This window comes from Kocuria palustris, assembly GCF_007666205.1.
Taxonomy (GTDB): Bacteria; Actinomycetota; Actinomycetes; order Actinomycetales; family Micrococcaceae; genus Kocuria; species Kocuria palustris_A.
On record NZ_VDOR01000010.1, the window covers coordinates 32,924 to 55,865 of the forward strand.

15 protein-coding genes and 2 riboswitches are annotated in these 22,942 nt (G+C 71.8%); of the genes, 6 read left to right on the forward strand and 9 right to left on the reverse strand.

Annotation, left to right across the window (positions count from 1 at the left end):
• Positions 1 to 157 precede the first annotated feature (157 nt).
• A complete protein-coding gene (locus tag FSY66_RS09740) occupies positions 158 to 2,287 on the reverse strand; it encodes a prolyl oligopeptidase family serine peptidase (RefSeq protein ID WP_144794388.1) in 2,130 nt (709 codons plus the stop codon).
• 128 nt (positions 2,288 to 2,415) lie between these two features.
• Here FSY66_RS09740 and FSY66_RS09745 point away from each other — a divergent pair, with 128 nt between their 5' ends.
• Positions 2,416 to 4,506: an FAD/NAD(P)-binding protein gene (locus FSY66_RS09745; RefSeq protein WP_144794389.1), complete on the forward strand. Its 2,091-nt coding sequence runs from the start codon at positions 2,416 to 2,418 to the stop codon at positions 4,504 to 4,506.
• Positions 4,507 to 4,642: 136 nt separating this feature from the next.
• On the opposite strand, the gene FSY66_RS09750 is transcribed toward FSY66_RS09745, so the two are convergent.
• Both FSY66_RS09750 and FSY66_RS09755 read right to left on the reverse strand, forming a co-directional pair.
• Positions 4,643 to 7,357 (reverse strand): ExeM/NucH family extracellular endonuclease, encoded by a 2,715-nt coding sequence (locus tag FSY66_RS09750; RefSeq protein WP_144794390.1) that lies wholly within the window; start codon positions 7,355 to 7,357, stop codon positions 4,643 to 4,645.
• Positions 7,358 to 7,488: 131 nt separating this feature from the next.
• The gene (locus tag FSY66_RS09755) at positions 7,489 to 10,083 is read right to left on the reverse strand and encodes a 5'-nucleotidase C-terminal domain-containing protein (protein WP_144794391.1); all 2,595 of its coding nucleotides are present in this window, start codon (positions 10,081 to 10,083) and stop codon (positions 7,489 to 7,491) included.
• 237 nt (positions 10,084 to 10,320) lie between these two features.
• Here FSY66_RS09755 and FSY66_RS09760 point away from each other — a divergent pair, with 237 nt between their 5' ends.
• Both FSY66_RS09760 and FSY66_RS09765 read left to right on the forward strand, forming a co-directional pair.
• On the forward strand, positions 10,321 to 11,844 hold the full coding sequence (locus tag FSY66_RS09760; protein WP_144794392.1) for an amino acid permease: 1,524 nt from the start codon (positions 10,321 to 10,323) through the stop codon (positions 11,842 to 11,844).
• Positions 11,845 to 12,135: 291 nt separating this feature from the next.
• Positions 12,136 to 13,725 (forward strand): amino acid permease, encoded by a 1,590-nt coding sequence (locus tag FSY66_RS09765; protein WP_144794393.1) that lies wholly within the window; start codon positions 12,136 to 12,138, stop codon positions 13,723 to 13,725.
• A 126-nt stretch (positions 13,726 to 13,851) separates the two neighbouring features.
• Here FSY66_RS09765 and FSY66_RS09770 read toward each other — a convergent pair whose 3' ends face one another.
• Entirely contained in the window at positions 13,852 to 14,283 is a 432-nt protein-coding gene (locus tag FSY66_RS09770) for an Lrp/AsnC family transcriptional regulator (protein ID WP_144794394.1), read from the reverse strand.
• A 170-nt stretch (positions 14,284 to 14,453) separates the two neighbouring features.
• On the opposite strand from FSY66_RS09770, the gene FSY66_RS09775 reads away from it, so the two are divergent.
• Together FSY66_RS09775 and FSY66_RS09780 are read left to right on the forward strand one after the other, a co-directional pair.
• Positions 14,454 to 15,482: an ornithine cyclodeaminase gene (locus tag FSY66_RS09775; protein WP_144794395.1), complete on the forward strand. Its 1,029-nt coding sequence runs from the start codon at positions 14,454 to 14,456 to the stop codon at positions 15,480 to 15,482.
• A gap of 127 nt (positions 15,483 to 15,609) precedes the next feature.
• A complete protein-coding gene (locus tag FSY66_RS09780) occupies positions 15,610 to 16,038 on the forward strand; it encodes a hypothetical protein (protein WP_144794396.1) in 429 nt (142 codons plus the stop codon).
• Positions 16,039 to 16,081: 43 nt separating this feature from the next.
• Here FSY66_RS09780 and FSY66_RS09785 read toward each other — a convergent pair whose 3' ends face one another.
• From FSY66_RS09785 to FSY66_RS09805, 5 genes are all read right to left on the reverse strand, one after another.
• Complete coding sequence (locus FSY66_RS09785) at positions 16,082 to 16,462, reverse strand: VOC family protein (RefSeq protein WP_144794397.1); 381 nt, start codon at positions 16,460 to 16,462, stop codon at positions 16,082 to 16,084.
• A gap of 8 nt (positions 16,463 to 16,470) precedes the next feature.
• Entirely contained in the window at positions 16,471 to 16,956 is a 486-nt protein-coding gene (locus tag FSY66_RS09790) for a DUF3995 domain-containing protein (RefSeq protein ID WP_186304539.1), read from the reverse strand.
• A gap of 88 nt (positions 16,957 to 17,044) precedes the next feature.
• On the reverse strand, positions 17,045 to 17,539 hold the full coding sequence (locus FSY66_RS09795) for a CoA-binding protein (RefSeq protein WP_144794399.1): 495 nt from the start codon (positions 17,537 to 17,539) through the stop codon (positions 17,045 to 17,047).
• Positions 17,536 to 18,861 carry an O-acetylhomoserine aminocarboxypropyltransferase/cysteine synthase family protein gene (locus tag FSY66_RS09800; RefSeq protein WP_144794400.1) on the reverse strand — a complete coding sequence of 442 codons (1,326 nt, stop codon included), beginning with the start codon at positions 18,859 to 18,861 and terminating at the stop codon, positions 17,536 to 17,538. The genes FSY66_RS09795 and FSY66_RS09800 overlap by 4 nt, the downstream gene beginning before the upstream one ends.
• A gap of 82 nt (positions 18,862 to 18,943) precedes the next feature.
• Positions 18,944 to 21,103 (reverse strand): AMP-binding protein, encoded by a 2,160-nt coding sequence (locus tag FSY66_RS09805; protein WP_144794401.1) that lies wholly within the window; start codon positions 21,101 to 21,103, stop codon positions 18,944 to 18,946.
• Positions 21,102 to 21,209, reverse strand: a riboswitch (SAM riboswitch). It overlaps the preceding gene by 2 nt.
• 114 nt (positions 21,210 to 21,323) lie before the next feature.
• Positions 21,324 to 21,438: riboswitch (SAM riboswitch) on the forward strand.
• 82 nt (positions 21,439 to 21,520) lie between these two features.
• Here FSY66_RS09805 and FSY66_RS09810 point away from each other — a divergent pair.
• A complete protein-coding gene (locus FSY66_RS09810; RefSeq protein ID WP_144794403.1) occupies positions 21,521 to 22,942 on the forward strand; it encodes an LLM class flavin-dependent oxidoreductase in 1,422 nt (473 codons plus the stop codon).

Here is a 22,942-nt window from a genome sequence, read left to right on the forward strand (position 1 = left end):
AGGGCAGGGAGGACACGGTCGGCTCCGATTCTGGGCTGAGGCTGCGGATGCGCGGAGCGCGCTCCGCCACCCGCCCATCCTGCCTGCCGAGCGGGCGATCTCGAGCCAAATGCCGGTCAGCAGCGCAGGAGACCGCCTGCTCGGCGAATGGAGGGGGTCAGAGGGTTCCGGTGACGGTCCGCCACATGAAGTCGTAGGACAGCGCATGCGAGCGGGCGGCCTGGCGATTGTCGCCGGCTCCGGCATGCCCGCCCTCGAGCGTCTCGTGGAACCAGACGCGCTCATGGCCCTGCCGGCGCATGCGCTCGGCCATCTTGCGGGCCTGGACGGGCCCCACCCGGTCGTCGCTCGTGGCCGTCCAGAACAGCACGGGCGGGTACTGCCGGCCCGGCTCCACCAGGTGGTAGGGGGAGAAGGTGCGCAGGAACTCCCACTGCTGCGGGTCGTCCGGGTCGCCGTACTCCGCGATCCACGACGTCCCCGCCGAGAGCCGGGTGTAGCGGCGCATGTCCAGCAGCGGCACGCCGCACGAGATCCCCGCGAAGAGCTCCGGATAGGTCGTGAGCACGTTGCCCACGAGCAGACCGCCGTTCGAGCCGCCCGCGCAGGCCAGCGTGGAGGGGGAGCTCACCCCGCGCTCGTGCAGGTCCCGGGCCACGGCGGCGAAGTCCTCGTAGGCGCGGTGACGCTGCGACTGCAGGGCCGCCCGGTGCCACGACGGCCCGTACTCGCCCCCGCCGCGGATGTTGGCGATGACGTGGACGCCCGTTCGCCCGGGGGCCGCGGCGTCGTCGGAGCCGGAGGCCTCGACGGTCCGGGTCAGCCACGACCGGCCGATCACCCCGGAGTAGCCCGGGGTGCGCGAGACCTCGAAGCCGCCGTAGCCGGAGAGCAGGGTGGGATTGCGCCCGTCGAGCGGCAGATCAGCGGGGCCGACCTGGTAGTAGGGGATCCGCGTGCCGTCGGCGGAGACCGCCCAGTGCTGCTCGACGCTCAGCCCGGAGGCGTCGAAGAACGACGGCGCCTGCTTGACCGGCTCGGGCAGCGACTGCTCGAGCGTCCCGCGCATGATCGTGGTGGGCGTGAGGAAGCCGCTCGTGGAGAGCCAGACGTCATCGCCCGCCTGGGGATCCTCGTCGTCGACCGCCCAGACCGCGGTGGAGCGATGCCTGCCCGCGCCCTCCATGGGCTCGGCGCGCCAGGTGCCGGGCTCGAGCGTGCGGATCTCGGAGGAGACGTCCGAGAGCAGCTGCAGCACCAGGTGGGAGGCCGTCCAGGACCAGCCCTGCAGGCTGGTGCGCTCGTCGGGGGCGAAGACGGCGGTCAGCTCGCGCTCGCCGTCCAGGAACCGATCGAGCTCGGCGACGAGCAGAGTGCCGGGTTCGTACTCGGCCCCCTCGTGCACCCAGGGCTCCTGCGGGCGCAGCAGCAGCCACTGCCGGTGGATGTCGACCTCGACCGTCTCGGGCACGTCGATGGGCACGGGGCCGCCGTCGACCGCCTCGTCGAACAGGTAGGTCACGGAGCGGAAGAAGTCGATCGCATCCACGGCCAGGGTGCGCTCGAAGCCCGGCGTGTGATCGCGCCCCGCCCACGCCTGGATGTGATCGAGCGGCACCTCGAAGAGGATCGGGGCCTCGGCCAGGGCCTGCCCGCGCGAGAGGCGCCGGACCTGGGCGGGGTACGACGACGTCGTGAGCGATCCGGTCCCGGTGTCGGTGCCGACGAGCAGGGTGTCCGCGTCCAGCCACGAGACGGAGGTCTTGGCGGCCGGGAGGTCGAAGCCGCCCTCGTCCTCGGGCACGAAGCGGCGCTGGAGCAGGTCGAACTCGCGGTACCGGCGGGCGTCGCCGCCGTCGGGCGACAGGCCGATGAGCAGCCGCCGCCACTGCCCGTCGGTGTACCGGGGGCGCAGCATCCGCGCGCCGCCCCAGACCCACGGGACGGCCTCGGCCTCGGCCAGCACATCGAGGTCCAGGATCACGTCCCAGCGGGGCTCGTCGCTGATCCAGGACTCCCACGTGGTGCGGCGGAACAGCCCGCGGGGGTGCTCGGCATCGCGCCAGAAGCCGTAGTAGTGGTCGCCGTGCTTGGAGACCATGGGGATCTTGTCGTCCGAGTCCATGACCTCCAGGGCCGCCGCCTCGAGCCGCTCCAGCTGCGGGGTCAGCAGCAGGGCCTCGCTGCGCTCGTTCTCCCGCTGCACCCACTCGAGGGCGCGCTCGCCGTGGATCTCCTCGAGCCACAGCAGGTCGTCGGTCGGTTCGGCGGACGGGTCGTGAGTCATGGTCCCCACCCTAGGGGCGCATGGGCAGGGCAGGCCCAGCACCGGCCCGACCCAGCCCCGGCCCCGTGCCCACCGGGCAGCAGCGCCCTCATGCCGAGGCCTGCCCGCTCAGTTCCTATGCTGGGAGCATGACCGCTGAGCCCCCGACGACCGAGTTCCCCCATGACGAGCCCCGTTCCCGGCCCGTGCCCCGGGTGGTCATCGTGGGCTGCGGGCCGCGGGGCCTCTCGGCGCTCGAACGGCTCGTGGCCCGCGCCGCCGCCTCGGGCCGGCGCGTGAAGATCGATGTGGTGGATCCGTTCCCGCCCGGGTCGGGGCACGTGTGGCGCACCCGGCAGTCGCCGCGCTTCCTGATGAACACCCCCTCGCTGTTCCCCACGGTGATCGCGGCCGACGGCGCGCTGGAGGTCCCCCCGCTCGAGCCGCTGCGAGGGATGAGCTTCGATGCGTGGCGCCAGGCCGTCGCCGCGCAGGAGCCGGCGGTCGAGCTGGACGAGCAGAACCGCGCCGCGCTGGAGGAGCTGGGCGCGGCGGACTTCCCGCCCCGCAGGCTCTACGGCGCCTACCTGGAGTGGGTCTTCCGCTCTCTGGTCGAACGGGCCCCGGCGGCGGTCGAGCTGCGGGTGCACCGCGACGAGGCGGTGGCCGCGCGCAGGGTCGAGTCGGGGCGGCATCGCTATGCCGTGGAGATCGGGGGACAGCAGGAGCTGCTCGCCGATCACATCGTGCTGGCGCTGGGGCACCTGGACGCCCAGCTCAACAGGGGCCAGAAGGAGCTCGTGGACGCGGCGGCCCAGCACGGCCTGGACTACCGCCCGCCGATCGTCCCGGCGGACGGGCACTGGGAGTCGCTGCCGGCAGGGGACGCGGTGCTCGTGCGGGGCATGGGCCTGAACTTCCACGACGTGCTGGCCGAGGTGACCGAGGGCCGGGGCGGCAGCTTCGCCCCGGCCGACGACGGCACCGGCCGGCTCGTCTACCGCCCGTCGGGCCGGGAGCCGTTCGTGGTCGCGGGCTCCCGCCGCGGGACCCCGTACCGCGCCAAGCCCGACATCGACAGCTACTACGCCCGCAGCCTGCAGCACCGCTTCCTGACCCCCGCGACGATCGAGCAGCTGCGGGGCAGGGGGCCGCTGTCCTTCGAGCGCGTGCTGCTGCCGCTCGTGCTGCGCGATGCCCACCGCACCTACTACCGCACCTATGCGCGTGTGCACCCCGAGCGCCTGGAGCTCCCGGCCGATGACTTCCTGGCCGAGCTCGACCGGGCCCTCGGGATCCCCGACGACGCCGAGGCCGCATCGGCCGAGGCCGACCCCGCTGCCCGGGCCGCCCGCCGCGGAGCGGAGCGCGAATGGGCCGAGGACTCGACCGAGCGCCTGGCCGAGGACACCGCCGAGGGCCTGCCCTGGGAGGTGCGCCTCGAGCGGCTCGTGCAGACGGCCGTGCCCGCCGCCGACCGCTTCGACCCCGTGCGCTCGGCCAAGCCGTTCCGCGGCGAGCACTTCGGCTCCCACGAGGAGTACGCCGCGGCCGTGGTGCACCTGCTGGACCGGGATGCAGCGGGCTCGGCCCGCGGGGAGGACGACCCGGCCAAGATGGCGTTCTCCTCGCTGAACTGGTCCCGCACCCTGCTCAAGCAGATCATCGCCGAGGTCGGGCTGACCGATGCCTCGTGGCACGACGACCTGCTGCGCACCTTCGCCCCGCTGGCCGAGGGCCTGAGCTCCGGGCCGCCGTCCCTGCGGATCCGCCAGCTGGCGGCCCTGGCCCGCGCCGGGGTCGTGCGCTTCCTGGGCCCGGACCCGGTGTTCCGGGTGGACGAGGAGCGCGGCTGCTTCGAGGCCAGCTCCCCGTGGGTGGCCGCCGAGCCGTTCCGCTCCCGGGTGATGCTCGAGGCGATGTCCCCGCCCAACGAGGTCCGGCGCAACATCTCGCCCCTGCTGCAGTCCATGCACGATGCCGGGATCCTGCGCTCCAAGCCGATGGACACCCGGGACGGGGCGGCGCGGTTCCCCGGGGCCGGGCTGGACGTCTCCGCGATCCCGTACCGCACCGTGGGCACGGACGATCGGGTCCAGGACGGCGTGTGGGTGCTGGGCCTGCAGCTGACCTCGGTCCAGTGGGGCACCGCGATCGCCGCCGAGGCCGACGCCCCCGCCGAGCTCGGCGCCCGCACCCTGGCCGACGCCGACCGGGCGGCCGAGCAGATCCTGGGGTGAGCGCGCGGCTCCTGGGCCCCGGAGCCGCGGGCTCGAGGGCATGAGGCAGGGCCCCTGCCCGAGCGGTGCTCGGGCAGGGGCCCTGTCGTCGTCAGCCGGTCAGCCGCCCCGGCCGCGTCCGCGGCTGCTCAGTGGCTCAGCGGCCGGTGCGGGTCTCGCGCTGCCCGCGGGTCCACTCGCGCAGGTCGCCGTCGGGCCGGGTTCGGTCCTGCTTGCGCTGCTCCGCGAGGTCGCGGCCGTGCCCGAAGGGGGGCCGGTCGCCCGGCTCGTCCGAGGGCTCCGGAGTCGGCTCCGGCGAGGGCTCCTGACCCGGATCGTCAGCTCGGGCGATGCCGACGAGCGCCGGGTTGTGGTCCGAGGCCCGGAACTGGTCCGGGGCGTAGAGGTCCACGACGTTGTGGTTCGCGCGCGAGTACTCCATGCCGATCGACTCGTTCGCGTTGATCTCCCAGATGTCCGAGCCGGTCACGGCCTCGGCCGCGGCGGGGGAGGCCAGCACGTGGTCCAGGGAGCCTGACTGCCCGTCGAAGGAGTACGAGTGCTGGCCCTCGGGGGCGAGGTTCACGTAGCCGTCGGAGTAGAGCCCGAGCATCGGGTCCTCGTGCGTGTACGAGTTGAAGTCGCCGGTCAGGAACAGCCGATCGGTGCCGGCGTCCTGCGCGAACTGCTCCGCGAAGCCCTGCATGGACTCGGCCTGCCGGGTGCGGTCGCCGTTCCAGGCGCCCTGGCCGGTGTCGGCGTTGTCGCCCGTGCCGCCGCCGCCCTTGGACTTGAAGTGGTTCACGACGACCGCGAAGTCGTCGGCCTCCGTCCCGCCCACGGGGCGGAAGGCCTGGGCCAGCGGCTCGCGGGCATTCGCGAACGCCGACTCGTCGTCGTGGATCGCGGACTCCCCGACGGTCTCGACCTCGGCCGGCTGGTAGATGAACCCGGTGCGGATCACGTCCTCGTCGGCGGGGATCTCGTCCGGGGAGGGGACGTAGGCCCACTTCTCGGTGCCGGCCGCGGCGTTGAGCGCGTCCACCAGGGCGGAGAGGGCCTGATCGCGGTCCTTGCCGAAGGCGGCGGAGTTCTCGATCTCCTCGAGCGAGACGACCGAGGAGTCCAGCCCGTTGATCGCGGCGACGATCTTGGCCTCCTGCTGCTCGAAGGAGTCCTGGTCATAGGCCCCGCGCACGTCGCAGTAGTCGGCGGTCGTGGGATCGCCGTCGCGGTCGACGTAGGCATCGCACCCCGCTTCGTCCTCGCCCAGCGAGGTGAAGTAGTTCAGCACGTTGAAGGTCCCCAGCGTGTAGTCGCCGCCGACCTCGGCCGGCGCGGCGAACTCGGGCCGGTCGTTCTCGAACAGGGCCGGGACGGCCGCGGGCCTGTCGCCGGTGACCTGCTCGAGCGGCTGGAAGCGCCAGGAGTCGAAGCCGTAGCCCAGGATCACCGGCTGGTCGAAGCTCACGGACGAGCCCACCCGCACCGGATTCTCCAGGGAGAGGTAGGGCAGGGGCTCGTCGCCGTAGCGGTCCAGATTGCCGTAGTTCCAGGTGGACCCGTCGTCGAGCAGGACGCCGCGGGCGGCGTTGTCGGCCTCGACCGCCGCGGCCTCGGCCGAGCCGTGCGGGGCGACGTCGGTCGGGGTCCGCAGCGGGCCCTCGCCGGCGGCCAGGCCGATCTCGCCGTAGCCGTTGAGCGCGTGGTTGTCCGAGACGGTGAACTCGCCGGCCGGCTGCAGGAGCATGCCCTCGAGGTCCTCGCGGGATCCTTCATCGGCGGGCCAGGCGACCTCCGCGGGCTTGACGGCCTCGGCCGGCTCGGACAGCACCTCGATCCCCTCTGCGGGCACCGAGATCTGGGTCTGGCCGTAGTACTCGTCCGCCGTGCCGGTGACCTGCACGTGGTCGCCGATCTGCGCTGCGTCCAGCGCATCCGGGGCGTAGACGAAGATCCCGTGCGAGGCGCTGTGGTCCTCGCCCAGGTCGCCGCCCGTGCCCTCGGTCTGGATCTGGTAGCCGTCGAGGCCGCCGGTCGAGTAGGCGGCGGTCACCACGCCGCGGGTCGTGACGCGCTGATCGGCATAGGGCGTCGTGTCGCCCTCGCCCTGGATCCGCGCGATCGGCAGCTCCTGCGCCGGGCCCTCCGGCTCCGGCTCCGGCTCGGGCTCGGGCTCGGGGGCGGGGACCTCGGTCCCGTCTCCCGTCTGAGGGGTGACCTGGCCCGACAGGGAGAAGTCGGCCGAGTTGTCGTCGGTGTCCGCGCCCTCGGCGCGGTTCAGGGAGCGGGGGTCCGCGTTCGAGTCCGGGCCGGCCGCCGCGGCGGTCTCGAAGGTGTTCGACGAGCCGTAGCCCAGCACATCCACGACGGACTCCGCGCCGGGCGTGCCCTCCGTGATCGATCCGGCGGGCAGGGACAGCGGCGCGGAGCCGTCGGAGAGCACCAGGGTGCCGCGGGTTCCCGACGGGTTCAGGCTGCCGCCGGCCGTGACGTCGCCGGCGGGCAGCGGGGCCCCGTCGGTGCCGTTGGAGCCGCCGGTGACCAGGAAGTGCTCGCCGGGTCCGATCGTGCCGGACAGCGGCGCGGTGCTGGAGGAGCCCGCCGTGCCGGTGGCCGAGCGGTACTGCAGGCTCCATCCGTCGAGGCTGATCGGGGCGTCGGTGGGGTTGTAGAGCTCCACGAACTTGTGGGTGAAGGAGGCGCCCGAGGACCCGCCGTTGACGTAGGCCTCGTTGATCACCACGTCGTCGCCGGCCGGGGCCGCCGTGGCCGGGGCGAGGGAGCTCAGACCCAGGGGGAGGGACAGCAGCGCGGCCGCGGGCAGGGCGGCGAAGCGGGAACGGCGGGCGGGGGAGTTCTGCGCGGTCATATCGGGATCCCTTTCGGAGCGGACGTCGGCGGGGCAGCGGGGGTGGCGGTGGGCGAGGGGCAGGCGCCGCGACGGCGCCGGGCGCGAGGCAGCCCGCCGGGCCGGGAGGCCGCGGCGGGCTGCGCGGGGGATCAGCCCTCGAGGCCGAACTGCTGCGCGTAGCGGTGCAGGAAGGCCGCGGTCGCGTCGCGGTGGGTGCTCTCGAGCGGACGGTAGGTGCCGTCGGACCAGCCGGTGGACAGCCCGGAGTCCTTCATCCACGCCATGGCCGCGCCGTGCTGCTGGCCGGAGCTGACGTCCGTGAACGGCTGGGCGCTCGAGGGCTGGTACGACGGGACCTCGGCGAAGCGGTACATGAAGGCGGCCATCGCATCCCGGCGGATGTCCTCGGTCGGGCGGTAGGTGCCGTCGGACCAGCCGGTCGCGATGCCCTCCTGCTGCGCCCACACGATCGCGGTGTAGTGCGTGGAGTCCTCGTCGACGTCGGAGAACGGCGACTGCTCGGGCAGCTCGACCTCCGGCTCGCCGGCCAGGCGGTAGAGGAACGCGGCCATGGCATCGCGGTGGACGGCGTCGTGCGGGTGGAACTCCGCGACCTTGAGGGTCTCGTTGACCCAGCCGGTCGCGATGCCGCGGTCGGCCATCCACTGGATGTGCTCGGCGTGGGCCAGGCCCTCGGGGACGTCCACGAAGTCCGTGCGCCAGTCCTCGTCGGCCGCGCCGGGGCCGCCGGCGGCGAAGAGCTCGTCCGGCAGCCGCATCGTCGTCCCGGCGGGCCGGACCACCAGGAACGACGGCTCGCCCTGCAGATCCGCGGTCTGCACCTCGACGGTCGCCGCACCGCCCACCCGCCCGGACGCGGGATCCTGGACGGCGTCGCCCGAGACCTCGGCGGTCGCGACGACCTCGCCGTCCGCGGAGCCGCGGCGGATCTCCACGGTCTCGTTGGCCGGCGCCCCCAGCGAGGTCAGGTTCAGCTCGGAGAGCTCGAGCGTCGTCGTGCCGCCCTCGGCCGAGGACCCGGTCACGTTGACCGCGCGGCGGTCGAACTGCGGGGCGATGGGGGCCGTCTGGGAGCTCATGTGCTGCTGGAAGGCCTCGCGGTCGATGCGGCCCGTGTCGACGGGATCGGAGCCGTCGGAGAAGGCCGTGAAGCCGTCGCCGCCCTCGAGCAGGAAGGACACCGAGCCGATGGTGTAGGTCGCCGCCGGATCCAGGGGCTCGCCGTCGACGGTCACCGACGTGATGCGCTCGCCGACGGGGCGGGACTCGTCCATCGTGTACTGCACGTTGTCGGAGAGCCCCAGGTGCAGGAACGCGCGCGAGGAGCCCTCGGGCTGCCACTGCTGCTCGAGCGCCTGCCGGAACTGGGCGCCGGTCAGCTCGACCGTGTTGAGGTTGTTGGCGAAGGGCAGGACATTGTTGATCTCGGCCTCGGTGACCACGCCGTCGGCATCGCCGTCGATGACCTCGTCGGGGTCGTCCGCGTAGTGGAACTCGTTGCGCAGCCCGCCCGGGTTGATGACGCCGATGTCCACGCCGTGGGACCCGGCCAGCTCGGAGCGGATCGACTCGCCCACCAGGTTGCCCAGGGCCGATTCGTTCTGGCGGTCGTCGCGGGTCTGGCCGACGAACGCGGTGGTGATGTCGCCGGTGATCTGCCCGGCCGGGGTCGAGCCGATCTGCTCGGCCGCCCTCTCCGCCTCGGAGACCACGCCGGACACGGCCGCGACGCGCGGGTGCTGCTGCGCGAGCTGATCGGGGGTCTGCCCGTCGATCAGCTCCTCGTAGGGGGTCACGCTCGAGACCACGTCGACGTCGTCGGCCTCCGGGTCGTAGGTGACCTCTACCTTGCCGAGGTTCGCCATGTACGACCCGGTCTGCAGATAGGCGCGGTCGTCGGTGCCGTCGCCGTCGACGTCCTCCGACACGTCGTACTCCGCGTGGGTGTCGCCGCCGAAGATCACGTCGACCTCCTGCGAGGTCTCCGTCCAGAAGCGATCCGCCTCCGCCGCGCTCTGGCTCGCGGAGCCGTCGTGGTAGGACGCGATGATCACGTCGGCCTCACCGGAGGCCGCGAGCTCCTGGGCGACCTCGTTCACCTCGGCCACCGGATCGGTGAACACGAGGCCCTCGGTGGCCGAGGGCGCCAGCTTGGACGGGGTGGCCTGGGTGACCGCGCCGATCACCGCGTAGGTCACGCCGTCGCGCTCGAACAGGTCGTAGGCGCCGCTGCCCTCGTGGCCCTCGCCCTCCATGAGCAGCGGCCCGGTCTCCGATCCTACGCGCACGTTGGCGGCCAGGTAGGGGAAGTCGGCGCGCTCGGCCACGCGGCCCGTGAGGTCGTCGCGGCCCTGGTCGAACTCGTGGTTGCCCACGGCCGAGGCGTCCAGCTCGAGGGCGTTGAGCATGTCCAGCGTCGGGTCGTCGTCCTGCGCGGCCGACGTGTACTGCGAGGCGCCGATGCTGTCCCCGCCGGAGAGCAGCAGGTCCTCGGGCCCGCGCTGCGACTCGATGGCCCCGGCGAAGCCCACGGGATCCTCGTCGAGCCGCCCGTGGAAGTCGTTGAAGTAGAGCAGATCCGTGGTGCTCGCGGCCGAGGCGACCGCCTCGGGCTGCGCCTCCTGCGCGTGGGCCGGGACGATGAACGACGTCGAGACCAGGACGCCGGCCGCGGCCACCGCAGCGGACAGGGACGACGGGCGAGGGTGCTTCAGGGGAGACATGCGCGATCCTTCGGGCGGAGAGGTCGGCCCCGGCGCGGAATCCTCGACCTCCCGGAGCGGCGGACCGCTCCAGCGCACCATTCCTGGATGAACCCTGGGTTGCCGGTGAGTGCACGTTGAGAGCGTGTCCCGGGTGGTCCCAGTCACAGCGGTGTCTGGTATGGGAGTACTCTCTTCTCCTGTTCAACAATGCCCCGATGATGAGGCATCCCTGCTCCTCAGCCCGAGAAGGTGCACATGTCACTGCCCTCCACCGATCCCGCGTCGCAGGACGCCTACGCGCACGAGCAGGAGGGCTTCCGCAAGTCCCTGAGCGCGCGGCAGATGCAGATGATCGCGATCGGCTCCGCGATCGGCACCGGTCTGTTCCTGGGCGCCGGCGGCCGTCTCGAGACCGCCGGCCCGTCGCTGTTCCTGCTCTACGCCGTCTGCGGCTTCTTCGGCTACCTCATGCTGCGCTCGCTGGGCGAGCTGGTGGTCCATCGCCCGTCGTCCGGCTCCTTCGTCTCCTACGCCCGCGAGTTCTACGGCGAGCGCTCCGCGTTCGTCTCGGGGTGGCTGTACTGGATGTTCTGGGCCATGACGGCGGTCGCCGACGCCACCGCGCTGGCGCTGTACTTCAAGTGGTTCAGCAGGTACGAGCCGTTCGCCTTCATCGACGCCGTCCCGCAGTGGGTCCTGGCCCTGGTGATCGTGGTCCTGGTGGTCTCCCTGAACCTGCTCTCCGTGAAGGTCTTCGGCGAGCTCGAGTTCTGGTTCTCCCTGATCAAGGTCGGCGCCCTGGTGGTCTTCCTGGTCGTGGGCACCCTCTTCGTGCTCTTCGGGACCCCCACCGGCTCGGAGACGGGCTTCGCGCTGATCAGCCAGAACGGCGGCCTGTTCCCCAACGGCGCGGTGCCGGCCGTGGTCATGATCGCGGGCGTGGTCTTCGCCTACGCGGGCATCGAGCTCGTGGGCACGACGGCCGGCGAGACCGCGGAGCCGGAGAAGCAGATCCCCCGGGCGATCAACTCGGTGATCTTCCGCATCGCCGTCTTCTACTGCGGTTCGGTCCTGCTGCTGTGCCTGCTGCTGCCGTACACGGCCTACTCGGGACACGAGTCGCCCTTCGTGACGTTCTTCTCGTCGATCGGCGTGGATGCCGCGGGCCCGATCATGCAGCTCGTGGTGATCACCGCGGCCATGTCGTCCATGAATGCCGGGATCTACTCGACCGGGCGCATCCTGCACTCGATGTCCGTGGCCGGCTCCGCGCCGCGGTTCGCCCAGCGGCTGTCGAGCTCGGGCGTGCCCACAGGAGGCATCCTGCTCACCGCGGCCATGGCCATGGTGGGCGTGGCCCTGAACATCTGGGTCCCCGAGCAGGCCTTCGAGATCGTGCTCAACATCGGCGCGGTCGGCGTCATGGCCGCCTGGGTGACCATCGTGCTCTCGCACCAGAGGTTCGTGCGGCTCGCCCGCCAGGGGGTCTACGAGCGCCCGGCCTACCGGAACCCGACGGGCATCGTCGGCGACTGGGCCGTGATCGCGTTCATCGTGGTGGTGTTCTTCCTGATCGCGATCGACTACCCCGTGGGCAGCTGGACCCTGGGGCTGCTGGTGGTCGTGGTGGGGCCGGCGCTGGTCATCGGCTGGTTCTGCGTCCGCGGCCGGGTCATGGAGCAGGCGCGCCTGCGGGAGGGCCACACCGGCCAGTTCCCGATCGGCACCATCGTCTCGCGAGAGGACACGCTGCGGGATCCCGGCGACGACATGCGCTGAGTCCCGCGCGGACTCCGACTCCGGCTCCGGCGCCGACCCGCCCGCGGCCCCGCTGCGCTCCGGCGCGGCGGGGCCGCGCTCCTGAGCAGGGCGGCGACGCGCGGCGTCACAGGGCGGCGCGGAGGGGGCTGTGATGTACGGTACATCCTGCTCCCGGCGGTCGCTGCTGCACCGGATGTTCCGCCGGGGCGCGCGTCCATGTCCTCCCGACGCCTGCGCGGCCGCCTCTCACCGGGCGGGGCCTCCGCGGGCGCGGCAGGTCGTCGGCGCCTGATCCAGGAGAGCGTCCTCATGTCACACTCGAGCAGTTCACCGGTGCAGCAGCGACCGGATGACCCCTTCGCCCATGAGCAGGAGGGATTCCACAAGGGGCTCGGCGCCCGCCAGCTCCAGATGATCGCGATCGGCTCGGCCATCGGCACCGGCCTGTTCCTGGGCGCGGGCGGCCGCCTCGAGACCGCCGGGCCGTCGCTGTTCATCCTCTACGCCGTCTGCGGCTTCTTCGGCTACCTGATCCTGCGGGCCCTGGGCGAGCTGGTCCTGCACCGGCCGTCGTCGGGCTCTTTCGTCTCCTACCTGCGCGAGTTCTACGGCGAGCGCTCGGCCTTCGTGTCCGGCTGGCTCTACTGGCTCAACTGGGCCATGACCGCCGTCGCCGACGCCACCGCGCTGGCGATCTACATCGCCTGGTTCGGCCAGTACGAGTCCATGGCCTTCCTGGGGGAGATCCCCCAGTGGATCCTGGCGCTGGTCGTGGTCGTGCTGGTCGTGTCGCTGAACCTCGTGTCCGTGAAGGTCTTCGGCGAGCTCGAGTTCTGGTTCTCCCTGATCAAGGTCGGCGCCCTGGTGATCTTCCTGATCGTGGGGATCATCTTCGTGCTCTTCGGGACGCCGACCGGCTCGCCCACCGGACTGTCGCTGATCACCAGCGAGGGCGGGCTGTTCCCCAACGGCTTCCTGCCCGCGATCATCGTGACCCAGGGCGTCGTGTTCGCCTACGCGGGCATCGAGCTCGTGGGCACGACGGCCGGCGAGACGCAGAACCCGGAGAAGGTCATCCCGCGGGCGGTCAACTCGGTGATCTTCCGCATCGCGGTCTTCTACGTCGGCTCCGTGCTCCTGCTCTGCATGCTCATGCCGTACACGGCATACTCCGCCGACGAGTCGCCGTTCGTCACCTTCTTCTCCTCGATCGGCGTGGATGCCGCGGGCACGATCATGCAGCTCGTGGTGATCACCGCGGCCATGTCGTCCATGAATGCCGGGATCTACTCGACGGGGCGCATCCTGCACTCGATGTCCGTGGCCGGCTCCGCGCCCGTGTTCGCGCAGAAGATGAACAAGGCCGGCGTGCCGGTGGGCGGCATCATGCTCACCGCCGTCGTCGCGCTGTTCGGCGTGTTCCTCAACTTCTGGGTCCCGGCCCAGGCCTTCGAGATCGTGCTCAACATCGCCGCGATCGGCACCATGGCCTCGTGGGCGGCGATCGCGATGTCGCACCAGAAGTTCCTGCAGCTCGTGAACCGCGGGAAGTACCGCCGCCCGTCCTACCGCGCGCCCGGCGGCCGCTTCGCGGACTGGGCGGTGATGGTGTTCATCGCCGCGGTGATGGTCCTCATCGCCTTCGACTACCCGGTCGGCACCTACACCCTGGCCTCGATGCTCGTGGTCATCCCGTGCCTGATCGGCGGCTGGTTCCTGGTCCGCGGCCGGGTGCGCGAGATCGCGGCCGCGCACGAGGGCTACACCGGCCAGTTCCCGGTCGTGGGCACGAGCCCGGGCCGGGAGCTGTTCGAGCAGCGCTCGCACCGCCCGGCGGATCCCCGTCGCGACGGCTCGGCCGGCGTCCCCGAGGACGACGGGACCCCCGGGGCCCGCTGATCCCGTCCGGATCGATCCATCCCGACCCGGCGCGGGGCCGGAGCCGCACGGCTCCGGCCCCGCGCCGATCCTGCGGAGCCGCCGAGCGCGGAGGCACGCCCGGCATCCGGGCCTGCGGGCGGCCGGTCAGCGCACGACCGAGCTGAGCAGCAGGGAGGTCTCGGAGTTCATCACGCCCCGGATCGCGCGGATCCGGCGCAGGAGGTCGTCGAAGGCCTTCAGGTCCCGGCACGAGATCTCGGCCACGAGGTCCCACCCGCCGTTCGTCGTGTGCAGCCCCATGATCTCGGGCAGGCCGCGCAGCGAGCTGATCACCTGGTCGGTCGTGTAGCCCTGCACCTCGATGAAGGAGACGGCTCGCACCCGGTCGTCGGCCGTCGAGTCCCGGGTGCGCACGGTGAAGCCGATGATCACCCCGCGGGCCACGAGCCGGTCGATGCTGCGGCTGACCGTGGTGCGCGAGACCCCCAGCCGCTCGGCGAGCGCCGCGATGGGGGCGCGGCCGTCGGCGCGCAGCTCGGCGATGAGGCGGCTCTCGAGCTCGGAGATCTGCGTCATGTGCGGAATGCTAACCGACCCGCCACGGATCGCCCATTCACGCGACGATCGCACGCATCCAGGGGGTTACCCGTGCACTTTTCGCCCCCTATTGTTCAACAGGTCACCCGACGAACCGTGCAGCAGCAACCCGTCAGATGCAGTTCCCGGACACTTCAGAAGGAGGCCGTATGCCGCAGCTCGTGGATGTTCCGTCCATGGCGCAGTGGATCCAGCGCGATGGCGTGGGCTCGATCATCGAGAGGATGGTCGGCTACATCGAAGAGGACTTCCGCCGGTGGGAGAAGTTCGACAAGATCCCGCGCGTGGCCACCCACACCCCCGTGGGCGTCATCGAGCTGATGCCCACGTCCGACCTCGAGACGTACAGCTTCAAGTACGTCAACGGGCACCCGTCGAACCCCGCCCGCGGCTACCAGACCGTCACCGCCTACGGGATGCTCGCGGACGTGGACAACGGCTACCCGACGTTCTTCGCCGAGATGACGCTGCTGACCGCCCTTCGCACCGCCGCGAACTCGGTGATGGTCGCGAAGCAGTGCGCTCGCAAGGACTCCAAGGTGATGGCACTGATCGGCGCCGGCAGCCAGTCAGAGTTCCAGTCGCTGGGCTTCCGCTCGGTGCTCGGCATCGAGGACCTGCGCGTCTACGACGTCGATCCCGACGCCATGGAGAAGCTGCGTCGCAACCTGGAGCCGCTCGGCTTCCGGATCACGCTGACCGACTCCGTCGACGAGGCCGTCGAGGGCGCCGACATCATCACCACCTGCACCGCCGACAAGGCGCAGAACAAGGTGCTCTCCGACCACCAGGTCCGCCCCGGCGTGCACCTCAACGCGGTGGGCGGCGACTGCCCGGGCAAGACCGAGCTCGAGGCCGACATCCTGCGGCGCGCCACGGTCTTCGTGGAGTTCCCGCCGCAGACCCGCATCGAGGGCGAGATCCAGCAGATGGAGGACGACTTCCCGGTCGTCGAGTTCTGGCAGGTCCTCACCGGGGCGGCCCCCGGCCGCAGCTCCGATGACGAGATCACGCTCTACGACTCGGTCGGCTTCGCGATCTCGGACTTCTCGGCGCTGCGCTGCGTGCGCGACGCCACGGCGGGGACGGATCTGCAGGTCCCGATCGACCTCGTGGCCGATCCCGATGACCCCAAGGACCTGTTCTCCCTGGTCAAGGCGCCGGTGCCGGTCGGCTGACCTGCCGGACCCCGCAGCACCGCCTCAGGACGGCCGACAGCATGAGCTGTCGGCCGTCCCCTCATGTGTTCGAAGCCGCCGGCGTCACACGGGATCGATCGCGATTCCGATGTGATTCGCTGGATCCATGCTCCGCATCCCCCTGATCGCCACGCCGATCGTCGTCGTGATGGTGGCCGTCGGCCTGCCCCTGATGAGCTTCGAGTTCGTCTCGGTGAGCATCGCCGCCGCGCTGACGGCGGCGGTCGGCGCGTGGTGCGCCCCGGCCTCGTACGTTCCGGGGGAGACCGGCTCCCTGCTGAGCATCGCCTTCGACGTCTGGGACCGGCGGCTGGCCCGGCTCAAGGCCCTGCAGCTCGCGGTCGCCGGCGCGGTGGTCCTGCTGCTGGCCGGACTCGAGCTCGTCGGCCCGGCGACGGCAGCGGTGTTCGGCATCGCCGCCGCGATCGCCGTGGGGGCCTTCAGCGGCTCGTCGGCTGAGCGATCGGGCTCGACGGACCGGTCGAGCTGCGGCGCGGCGCATCACCGGGCCGCCCACGGCGGCGGGGAGCACTGAGTCGCCTGCGGCCCGGGGCCGGGCCTGCACCGCTCCCGCCGCTTCACTCCCAGCAGAGGCAGAACGGGTGGCCGGCGGGATCGGCGTAGACCTGGAAGCCGCGCTGGGCGGACGGGTCCTCGGCGGGCTGCAGCAGCTCGGCGCCCAGCCCCATGACCTCGGCATGCGCGGTCTCGAGATCGGCGATGCAGAGGTCCAGATGCGCCTGCTGGCGCTGCGGGCCGTCGGGCCACTGGGGGCGGATGTGGTCCGGGGCCAGCTGGATGCCCAGCACATCTCGGCCCCTGACCACGATCGTGCGCCAGTCCCCGGACGCGCTCTCGAGGTCCGGGCGGGCGGTGCCGCCGAGCACCGCGGCCCAGAAGGCGGCCTCCGCCTCGACGTCCGCGGCATCCAGCACGGTGTACTGCTTGATGATCTCCATGGGGTCAGTCAACCGCTCGTGCGCGCGTCTGTCGCCCTCCGGATGCAGCGCCGGCTGTGGCTCAGCGGGTGTCGGCCGGCACCGCGGCCGCCCGACGCGAGCGCCCTCAGCCCGATCACCACAGCCGCGCCCCAGGCGACGAACCACGGATTCCACAGCCACGCGTGCCCCAGCATCGAGGCCCGGTCGTACCCGCCTTCGGGGGAGACGACGCCCGCCAGCACCAGGTGGGCGACGATTGCGCTGAGACAGCCCCAGCCGATCAGCACGGCGGCGCCGAGCCAGCAGATCGCGCGGCTCAGCGCCCGGAGCGGCCGGCCCAGGCGAGCGAGCAGCCACGGCCCGAGACCGGCGGCGATCTTCACGAGCCCCACCGGAGCGAGCAGCCACAGCCGTCCGTCGAACTGCTCGGCGATCTCGCCCACCGTGGACAGCAGCCAGGTCCCGCCGGCGGCCCAGTGGAGGCTGAACAGACCGTGACCGGTGCCCAGCACCGCGGCCAGGACGAACCAGCGTGTGCTGCCGTGACCGTCGTGCGCCGGGTGCGTCGCCGCCTCTCGGACGGGGGAGGGCGTCAGCGGCTCAGGCCGTGACCTGGCGCTTGGCGGAGATGACCCCGGTGTTGAAGCCGGCCAGGTGCAGCCCGCCGTGGAAGCGCGCGTGCTCGATCTTCACGCAGCGGTCCATCACCGCGTCGAGCCCGGCGTCCTCCGCGATCCGGGCGGCCTCCTCGTTCCACGAGCCCAGCTGCATCCAGACGGTCTTGGCGCCGATGTCGACGGCTTCCCGGGCCACGCCGGGCAGGTCGGCGTCCTTGCGGAAGACCTCCACGAGATCGGGCACCACGGGCAGCTCGGCCAGGGAGGGGTAGACCTTCTGCCCCAGGACCTCGTCGAGCACGGGGTTCACGAAGTAGACGTCGTACGGGGACGAGGACAGCAGGTACGTCGCCACGAAGTAGGACGCCCGCGAGGGCTTGTCCGACATGCCGACGATCGCGATGGATCGGGTGCTGCGCAGGATGGACAGGCGCTCGGCGGCGCTGGGGCCCACCCAGGTGCGGGACTCGGTGCTCATGCGGAGGCTCCTTCGCGAGTGGTGCCGGTGGCGGCGGTGAGGGCCTGGTCGAGGTCCCACAGGATGTCGGCGGCGTCCTCGAGGCCCACCGAGATGCGGATCAGATCGGGGCCGACGCCGCCGGAGACGAGCTGCTCGGCGCTGAGCTGCTGATGCGTGGTCGAGGCCGGGTGCAGGACCAGGGTGCGGGCATCGCCGATGTTGGCCAGGTGCGAGGCCAGCTGCAGCCCCTCGATGAACCGATGGCCGACCTCGCGGGCGTCGAGCTGCGCCGTGGCGCGCACCCCGAAGGCGAAGACGGAGCCCGGCCCCTGGGGCAGGTACTTCTGCGCGCGCTCGTGATGCGGGTGCCCGGGCAGCCCGGCGTAGTTCACGTAGGAGATCCGGGGATCGGCCTCCAGCCATTCCGAGACCGCGTGCGCATTGGCCACGTGGGCGTCGATGCGGTGGGGCAGCGTCTCCACGCCCTGCAGCAGGTTCCACGCCGACTGCGGGGACAGCGCCGGGCCGATGTCGCGCAGCTGCTCCGAGCGCAGCTTGGTCAGGAAGCCGTACTCGCCGAAGTTCCGCCACCAGCTCACGCCGTTGTAGGAGGCCACCGGCTCGGTCATGGACGGGAAGTTCCCGTTGCCCCAGTCGAAGCGCCCGGACTCGACGACGACGCCGCCCAGCGTGGTGCCGTGCCCGCCCAGGAACTTGGTCGCGGAGTGGATCACGATGTCCGCGCCGTGCTCGAAGGGCCGGGCCAGGTACGGGGTGTTCAGCGTGGCGTCCACGACCAGCGGGACCCCGGCCTCGTGCGCGACCTCGGCCAGGCCCTCCAGGTCGGCGATCTCGCCCGACGGGTTCGCGATCAGCTCGGTGTAGAGCGCCTTGGTCCTCGGGGTGAGCGCGGCTCGGAAGTCGGCGGGATCGGTGCCGGGCACGAACGCGGTCTCGACGCCGAAGCGGCGCAGGGTGACGTCGAGCTGGGTCACGGTGCCGCCGTAGAGCTGGGAGGAGGCCACGATGTGATCGCCGTGCCCGCACAGGGCGGCGAAGGTGATGAACTCGGCGGCCATGCCGGAAGCCGTGGCCACCGCGCCGATGCCGCCCTCCAGGGAGGCCACGCGCTCCTCGAAGGCCGCGACCGTCGGGTTGCCGATGCGCGAGTAGATGTTCCCGTACTTCTGCAGCGCGAACAGGCTGGCGGCGTCGTCGGCGTCCTGGAACACGAACGAGCTGGTCTGGTAGATCGGCACGGAGCGGGCCCCGTGCTCGGCATCGGGGGTCCCGCCCGCGTGCAGCGCACGGGTGCGGAAACCGAACTGGTGCTCGGCCATGTGTCCTCCTCGTGGGGGCCTCCGGCCCCGGTGGCGGTCGTGCGGAAGTCTGCGGGGCCCGGGCGGGCGCCGCAAGGGCGGGTCAGCGGCGGCGCCGGGCGAAGACCTCTGCGATCGCCTCGAGGGCCTCCTCGTTCTGCAGGGAGGAGCGGTCGCCCAGCGGCCTGTCCTCGTAGAGCTGGCCGAGCAGGCGGCGGGTGATCTTCCCCGATCGGGTCTTGGGCAGATCCGGCACCGGGACGACCTCCCGGGGCTTGGCGATGGGGCCGATCTCGCGGGCCACGTGGGCGCGCAGGGCCTCGTGCACCTCGGCCTCGGGCAGCCTCCGGCCCTCCGGGGTCAGCACCACGCAGGCCAGCACGGCGTGGCCGGTGAGCTCGTCGGCCACCGGGGCGGTCCCGGCCTCGACGACCAGGGGGTGGGTGACCAGGGCCGACTCGATCTCGATGGTCGACAGGCGGTGGCCGGACACGTTGATGACGTCGTCCGCGCGGCCCAGGATGTGCAGGTCCCCGTCGTCGTCCAGGCGGGCGCCGTCGCCGGCCAGGAACCAGCCCCGCTCGCCGTAGTGGGCCCAGTACGAGCTCAGGTACCGCTGCGGATCGCCCCACACGGTCCGGGCCATGGACGGCCCGATGGCATCGACGACGACGAGGCCCTGCTCGCCCGCGGGGACGTCGCCGCCCGCGGCGTCGACGACGCGCGTGGAGACCCCCGGAACCGGGCGCACGGCGCAGCCCGGCTTGGGGGTCGTGCCGGGCGTGCCCTCCGGGAACGTGCCCTCCGGGGCGAACTGCGGATCGTGCGGGCGCGGGGAGGCCACGCACGAGCCCGTCTCGGACTGCCACCACGTGTCCACGAACGGGACCTCGTCGCGGCCGACGTGACGGCGCAGCCACCGCCAGGCCTCCGGGTTGATGGACTCGCCGACCGAGCCCAGCAGGCGGATCGAGGAGAGGTTCCAGATCTTGGGCAGCCCGTTGGGGAACGCGCCCATGAGCGATCGGATCAGGGTCGGGGCGGTGTAGTAGCTCGTCACCCCGTAGCGCTCGATGATCTCGAAGTGGCGCCCGAAGTCCGGGGTGCTCGGCGTGCCCTCGTAGAGGACCTGGGTCACCCCGTTGACCAGCGGCCCGTAGATCTCGTACGTGTGCGCGGTGACCCAGGCCAGGTCGGCCGTGCACCAGTGCACCGCGGAGTCCACCTTGGCGGGGTCGTTGACGGCGGAGAGCTCCTGCGGGCGCAGCGCGCCGTCGTCGTCGGGGGCATCGGGCAGCAGGTCGAAGAGCAGCGCGTGGGTGTACGCGGACTGCACCAGGTAGCCGCCCATGGTGTGCACGAGGCCCTTGGGCCGGCCGGTGGTCCCGGAGGTGTAGATGATGAACAGCGGGGTCTCGGCGTCGAAGGCCTGTGCCTCGTGCACCTCGGAAGCCGTCTCGGTGAGCTCGTGCCACCACAGGTCGCGCCCCGCGGTCCAGGGCACGTTCATCTGGTCGTTGGAGCGAGCGCCGCGCTTGCCGACGGGCAGGCGGGGGTTGCCCGCGCGCGACGTCCGGCGCACGACGAGCACGTGCTCGATGCTGTTGTCCCCGGCGCACGCCTCGTCCGCCTGCGCCTTGACGGGCACCGCGGAGCCGCGGCGATTCTGCCCGTCCGCGGTGACCAGGATCCTGGCGCCGGTGTCCTCGACGCGGAAGCGCAGGGCCTCCGCGGAGAAGCCGCCGAAGACCAGCGAGTGCACGGCGCCGATCCGCGCGCAGGCCAGGGTGATGATGATCGTCTCGGGGATGACCGGCAGGTAGATCACCACCCGGTCGCCCGGGACCACGCCCAGGCCCTCCAGGGCATTGGCCGCCCGTGCGACCGCCTTCTGCAGGTCGGTGTACGTCCACGTCTGGCGGTCCCCGGGCTCGCCCTCGAAGTGCAGGGCCACGTGGGAGCCGCGGCCGGCCTCGACGTGGCGGTCCACGCAGTTGTGCGCGACGTTGAGCCTCCCGCCCTCGAACCACGCGATCTCGGGCACCGAGAAGGTGGGGCTCCCGTCGTCGTCGGTGCCGATGCGGCGCGGCTTCTCGAAGCGATGCGCGGTGTGCCAGGGCTCGGCCCAGTCGAGCCGGGAGGCCTGCTGCTCCCAGAACTGCACGCGAGCCTCGTCCGAGACGCGGGCGGGGTTCGGGGTGGGGCGCAGGGGATCGGAGTAGGAGCCGCCCGTGCTCGGGGCGGACGAGGGCGCAGGACTCATCACATCACTCCATCGGTCCTGGCATTAGCACCGTGTGCCGCGTAATGGACGGCACGGGTTGCTGCGGCGTCGACGAGCCAGGTCTCTCGGCCGCTCCGGATGGGAACCGGGGTCAGTCAAAGCCCTGCGCGCCCCGATCGGCAAATCGGGCGTCGTCCGGGGCAGCGGACGGCCCGGCTTTCCGACCAGGGCACTCATGCGCTTAGGATGACGCCCACACGATCAAGAGTTCCGGCCCACAGCCCTGGCTGGCCGGACGGCAACCCTCTCCCGTAGCGGGGTGCCCCAGGTGAGGATCGGGCCGCGCGCTAGACCGCGCGCGGCAAGTACGGCGCCCTCACGCGCTGGACCCGCAGGTATGACCACTGCACGGTGGCGCACGGGGCGCGGGTCCACCCGACCCAGGAGGACATCTCCATGACCAAGCGGATCTCGCTCAACGCGTTCGACATGACCTGCGTGGACCACCAGAGCTTCGGCCTCTGGCGGCACCCGCGCTCGCGGGCCACGGAGTACAACACGATCGAGTACTGGACCGACCTGGCCCGGACCCTGGAGCGGGGCCGGTTCGACGCCCTGTTCCTGGCCGACGTCGTCGGCATCTACGACATCTACCGCAACTCCGCGGCCCCCGCGATCGCCGACGGCGCCCAGGTCCCGGTCAACGACCCGTTCCTGCAGATCTCCGCCATGGCCGCGGTGACCGAGCGCCTCGGCTTCGGCGTGACCAGCGCCGTCACCTACGAGCAGCCGTACACGCTGGCCCGGAGGTTCGCCACGCTCGATCACCTCACCCGCGGCCGCGTGGGCTTCAACGTGGTGACCTCCTACCTGCCCTCGGCGGCCGAGAACCAGGGCCTGCCCACCCAGATCGAGCACGACGAGCGCTACGAGATCGCCGACGAGTTCCTCGACGTCTGCTACAAGCTGTGGGAGGGCTCGTGGGAGGACGGCGCCGTCGTCAAGGACCGCGAGCGCGGCCTCTACGCCGACCCGGCCAAGGTGCACCCGATCCAGCACCGGGGCAAGCACTTCTCGGTGCCCGGCGCCGCGCTCACCGAGCCGAGCCCGCAGCGCACGCCGCTGATCTTCCAGGCGGGTGCCTCCTCCCGGGGCCAGGCCTTCGCCGGCAAGCACGCCGAGGCCGTGTTCATCGGAGCGCTGCGCCCGGATCTCACCCGACACATGACCGATCGCATCCGCGACAACGCCGAGGCGCAGGGGCGCGACCGCGACGACGTGAAGATCTACGCGATGCTCTCCGTCGTGGTCGACGAGACCGACGAGAAGGCCCGGGCCAAGCACCGCGAGTACCAGGAGTACGCGAACCTCGAGGCCTCGCAGGCCATCATCGGCGGCTGGTCCGGACTGGACCTGTCGACGTTCCAGGAGGACGAGGTCCTGAACTACGTCAAGACCGAGGCCATCCAGTCCTTCCTGACCCCGTTCACGATGCAGGACGGCGCCAAGCAGTGGACCCGCGAGGACATCGCCCGGCACTGCGCGCTCGGCGGGATGGGTGATGTGGTCGTCGGCTCCCCGCAGACCGTGGCGGATCAGCTCGAGACCTGGATCGACGACGGCGGCCTGGACGGCATCAACCTGGCCTACCACGTGTCTCCGGGGTCGTTCGAGGACTTCGTGGAGCTGGTGGTGCCCGAGCTGCAGAAGCGCGGGCGGTACCGCACGGACTACGACGGGCCGACCCTGCGCGAGAACGTCTACGGCGCCGGGCAGTCCAGGGTGCTCGACACCCATCCGGCGGCAAGGTACCGCGGGGCCTATGCGGGCCGGGCCTCGACGGCGGACACCCCCTCGCGGGACCTGACGGAGGTCTGA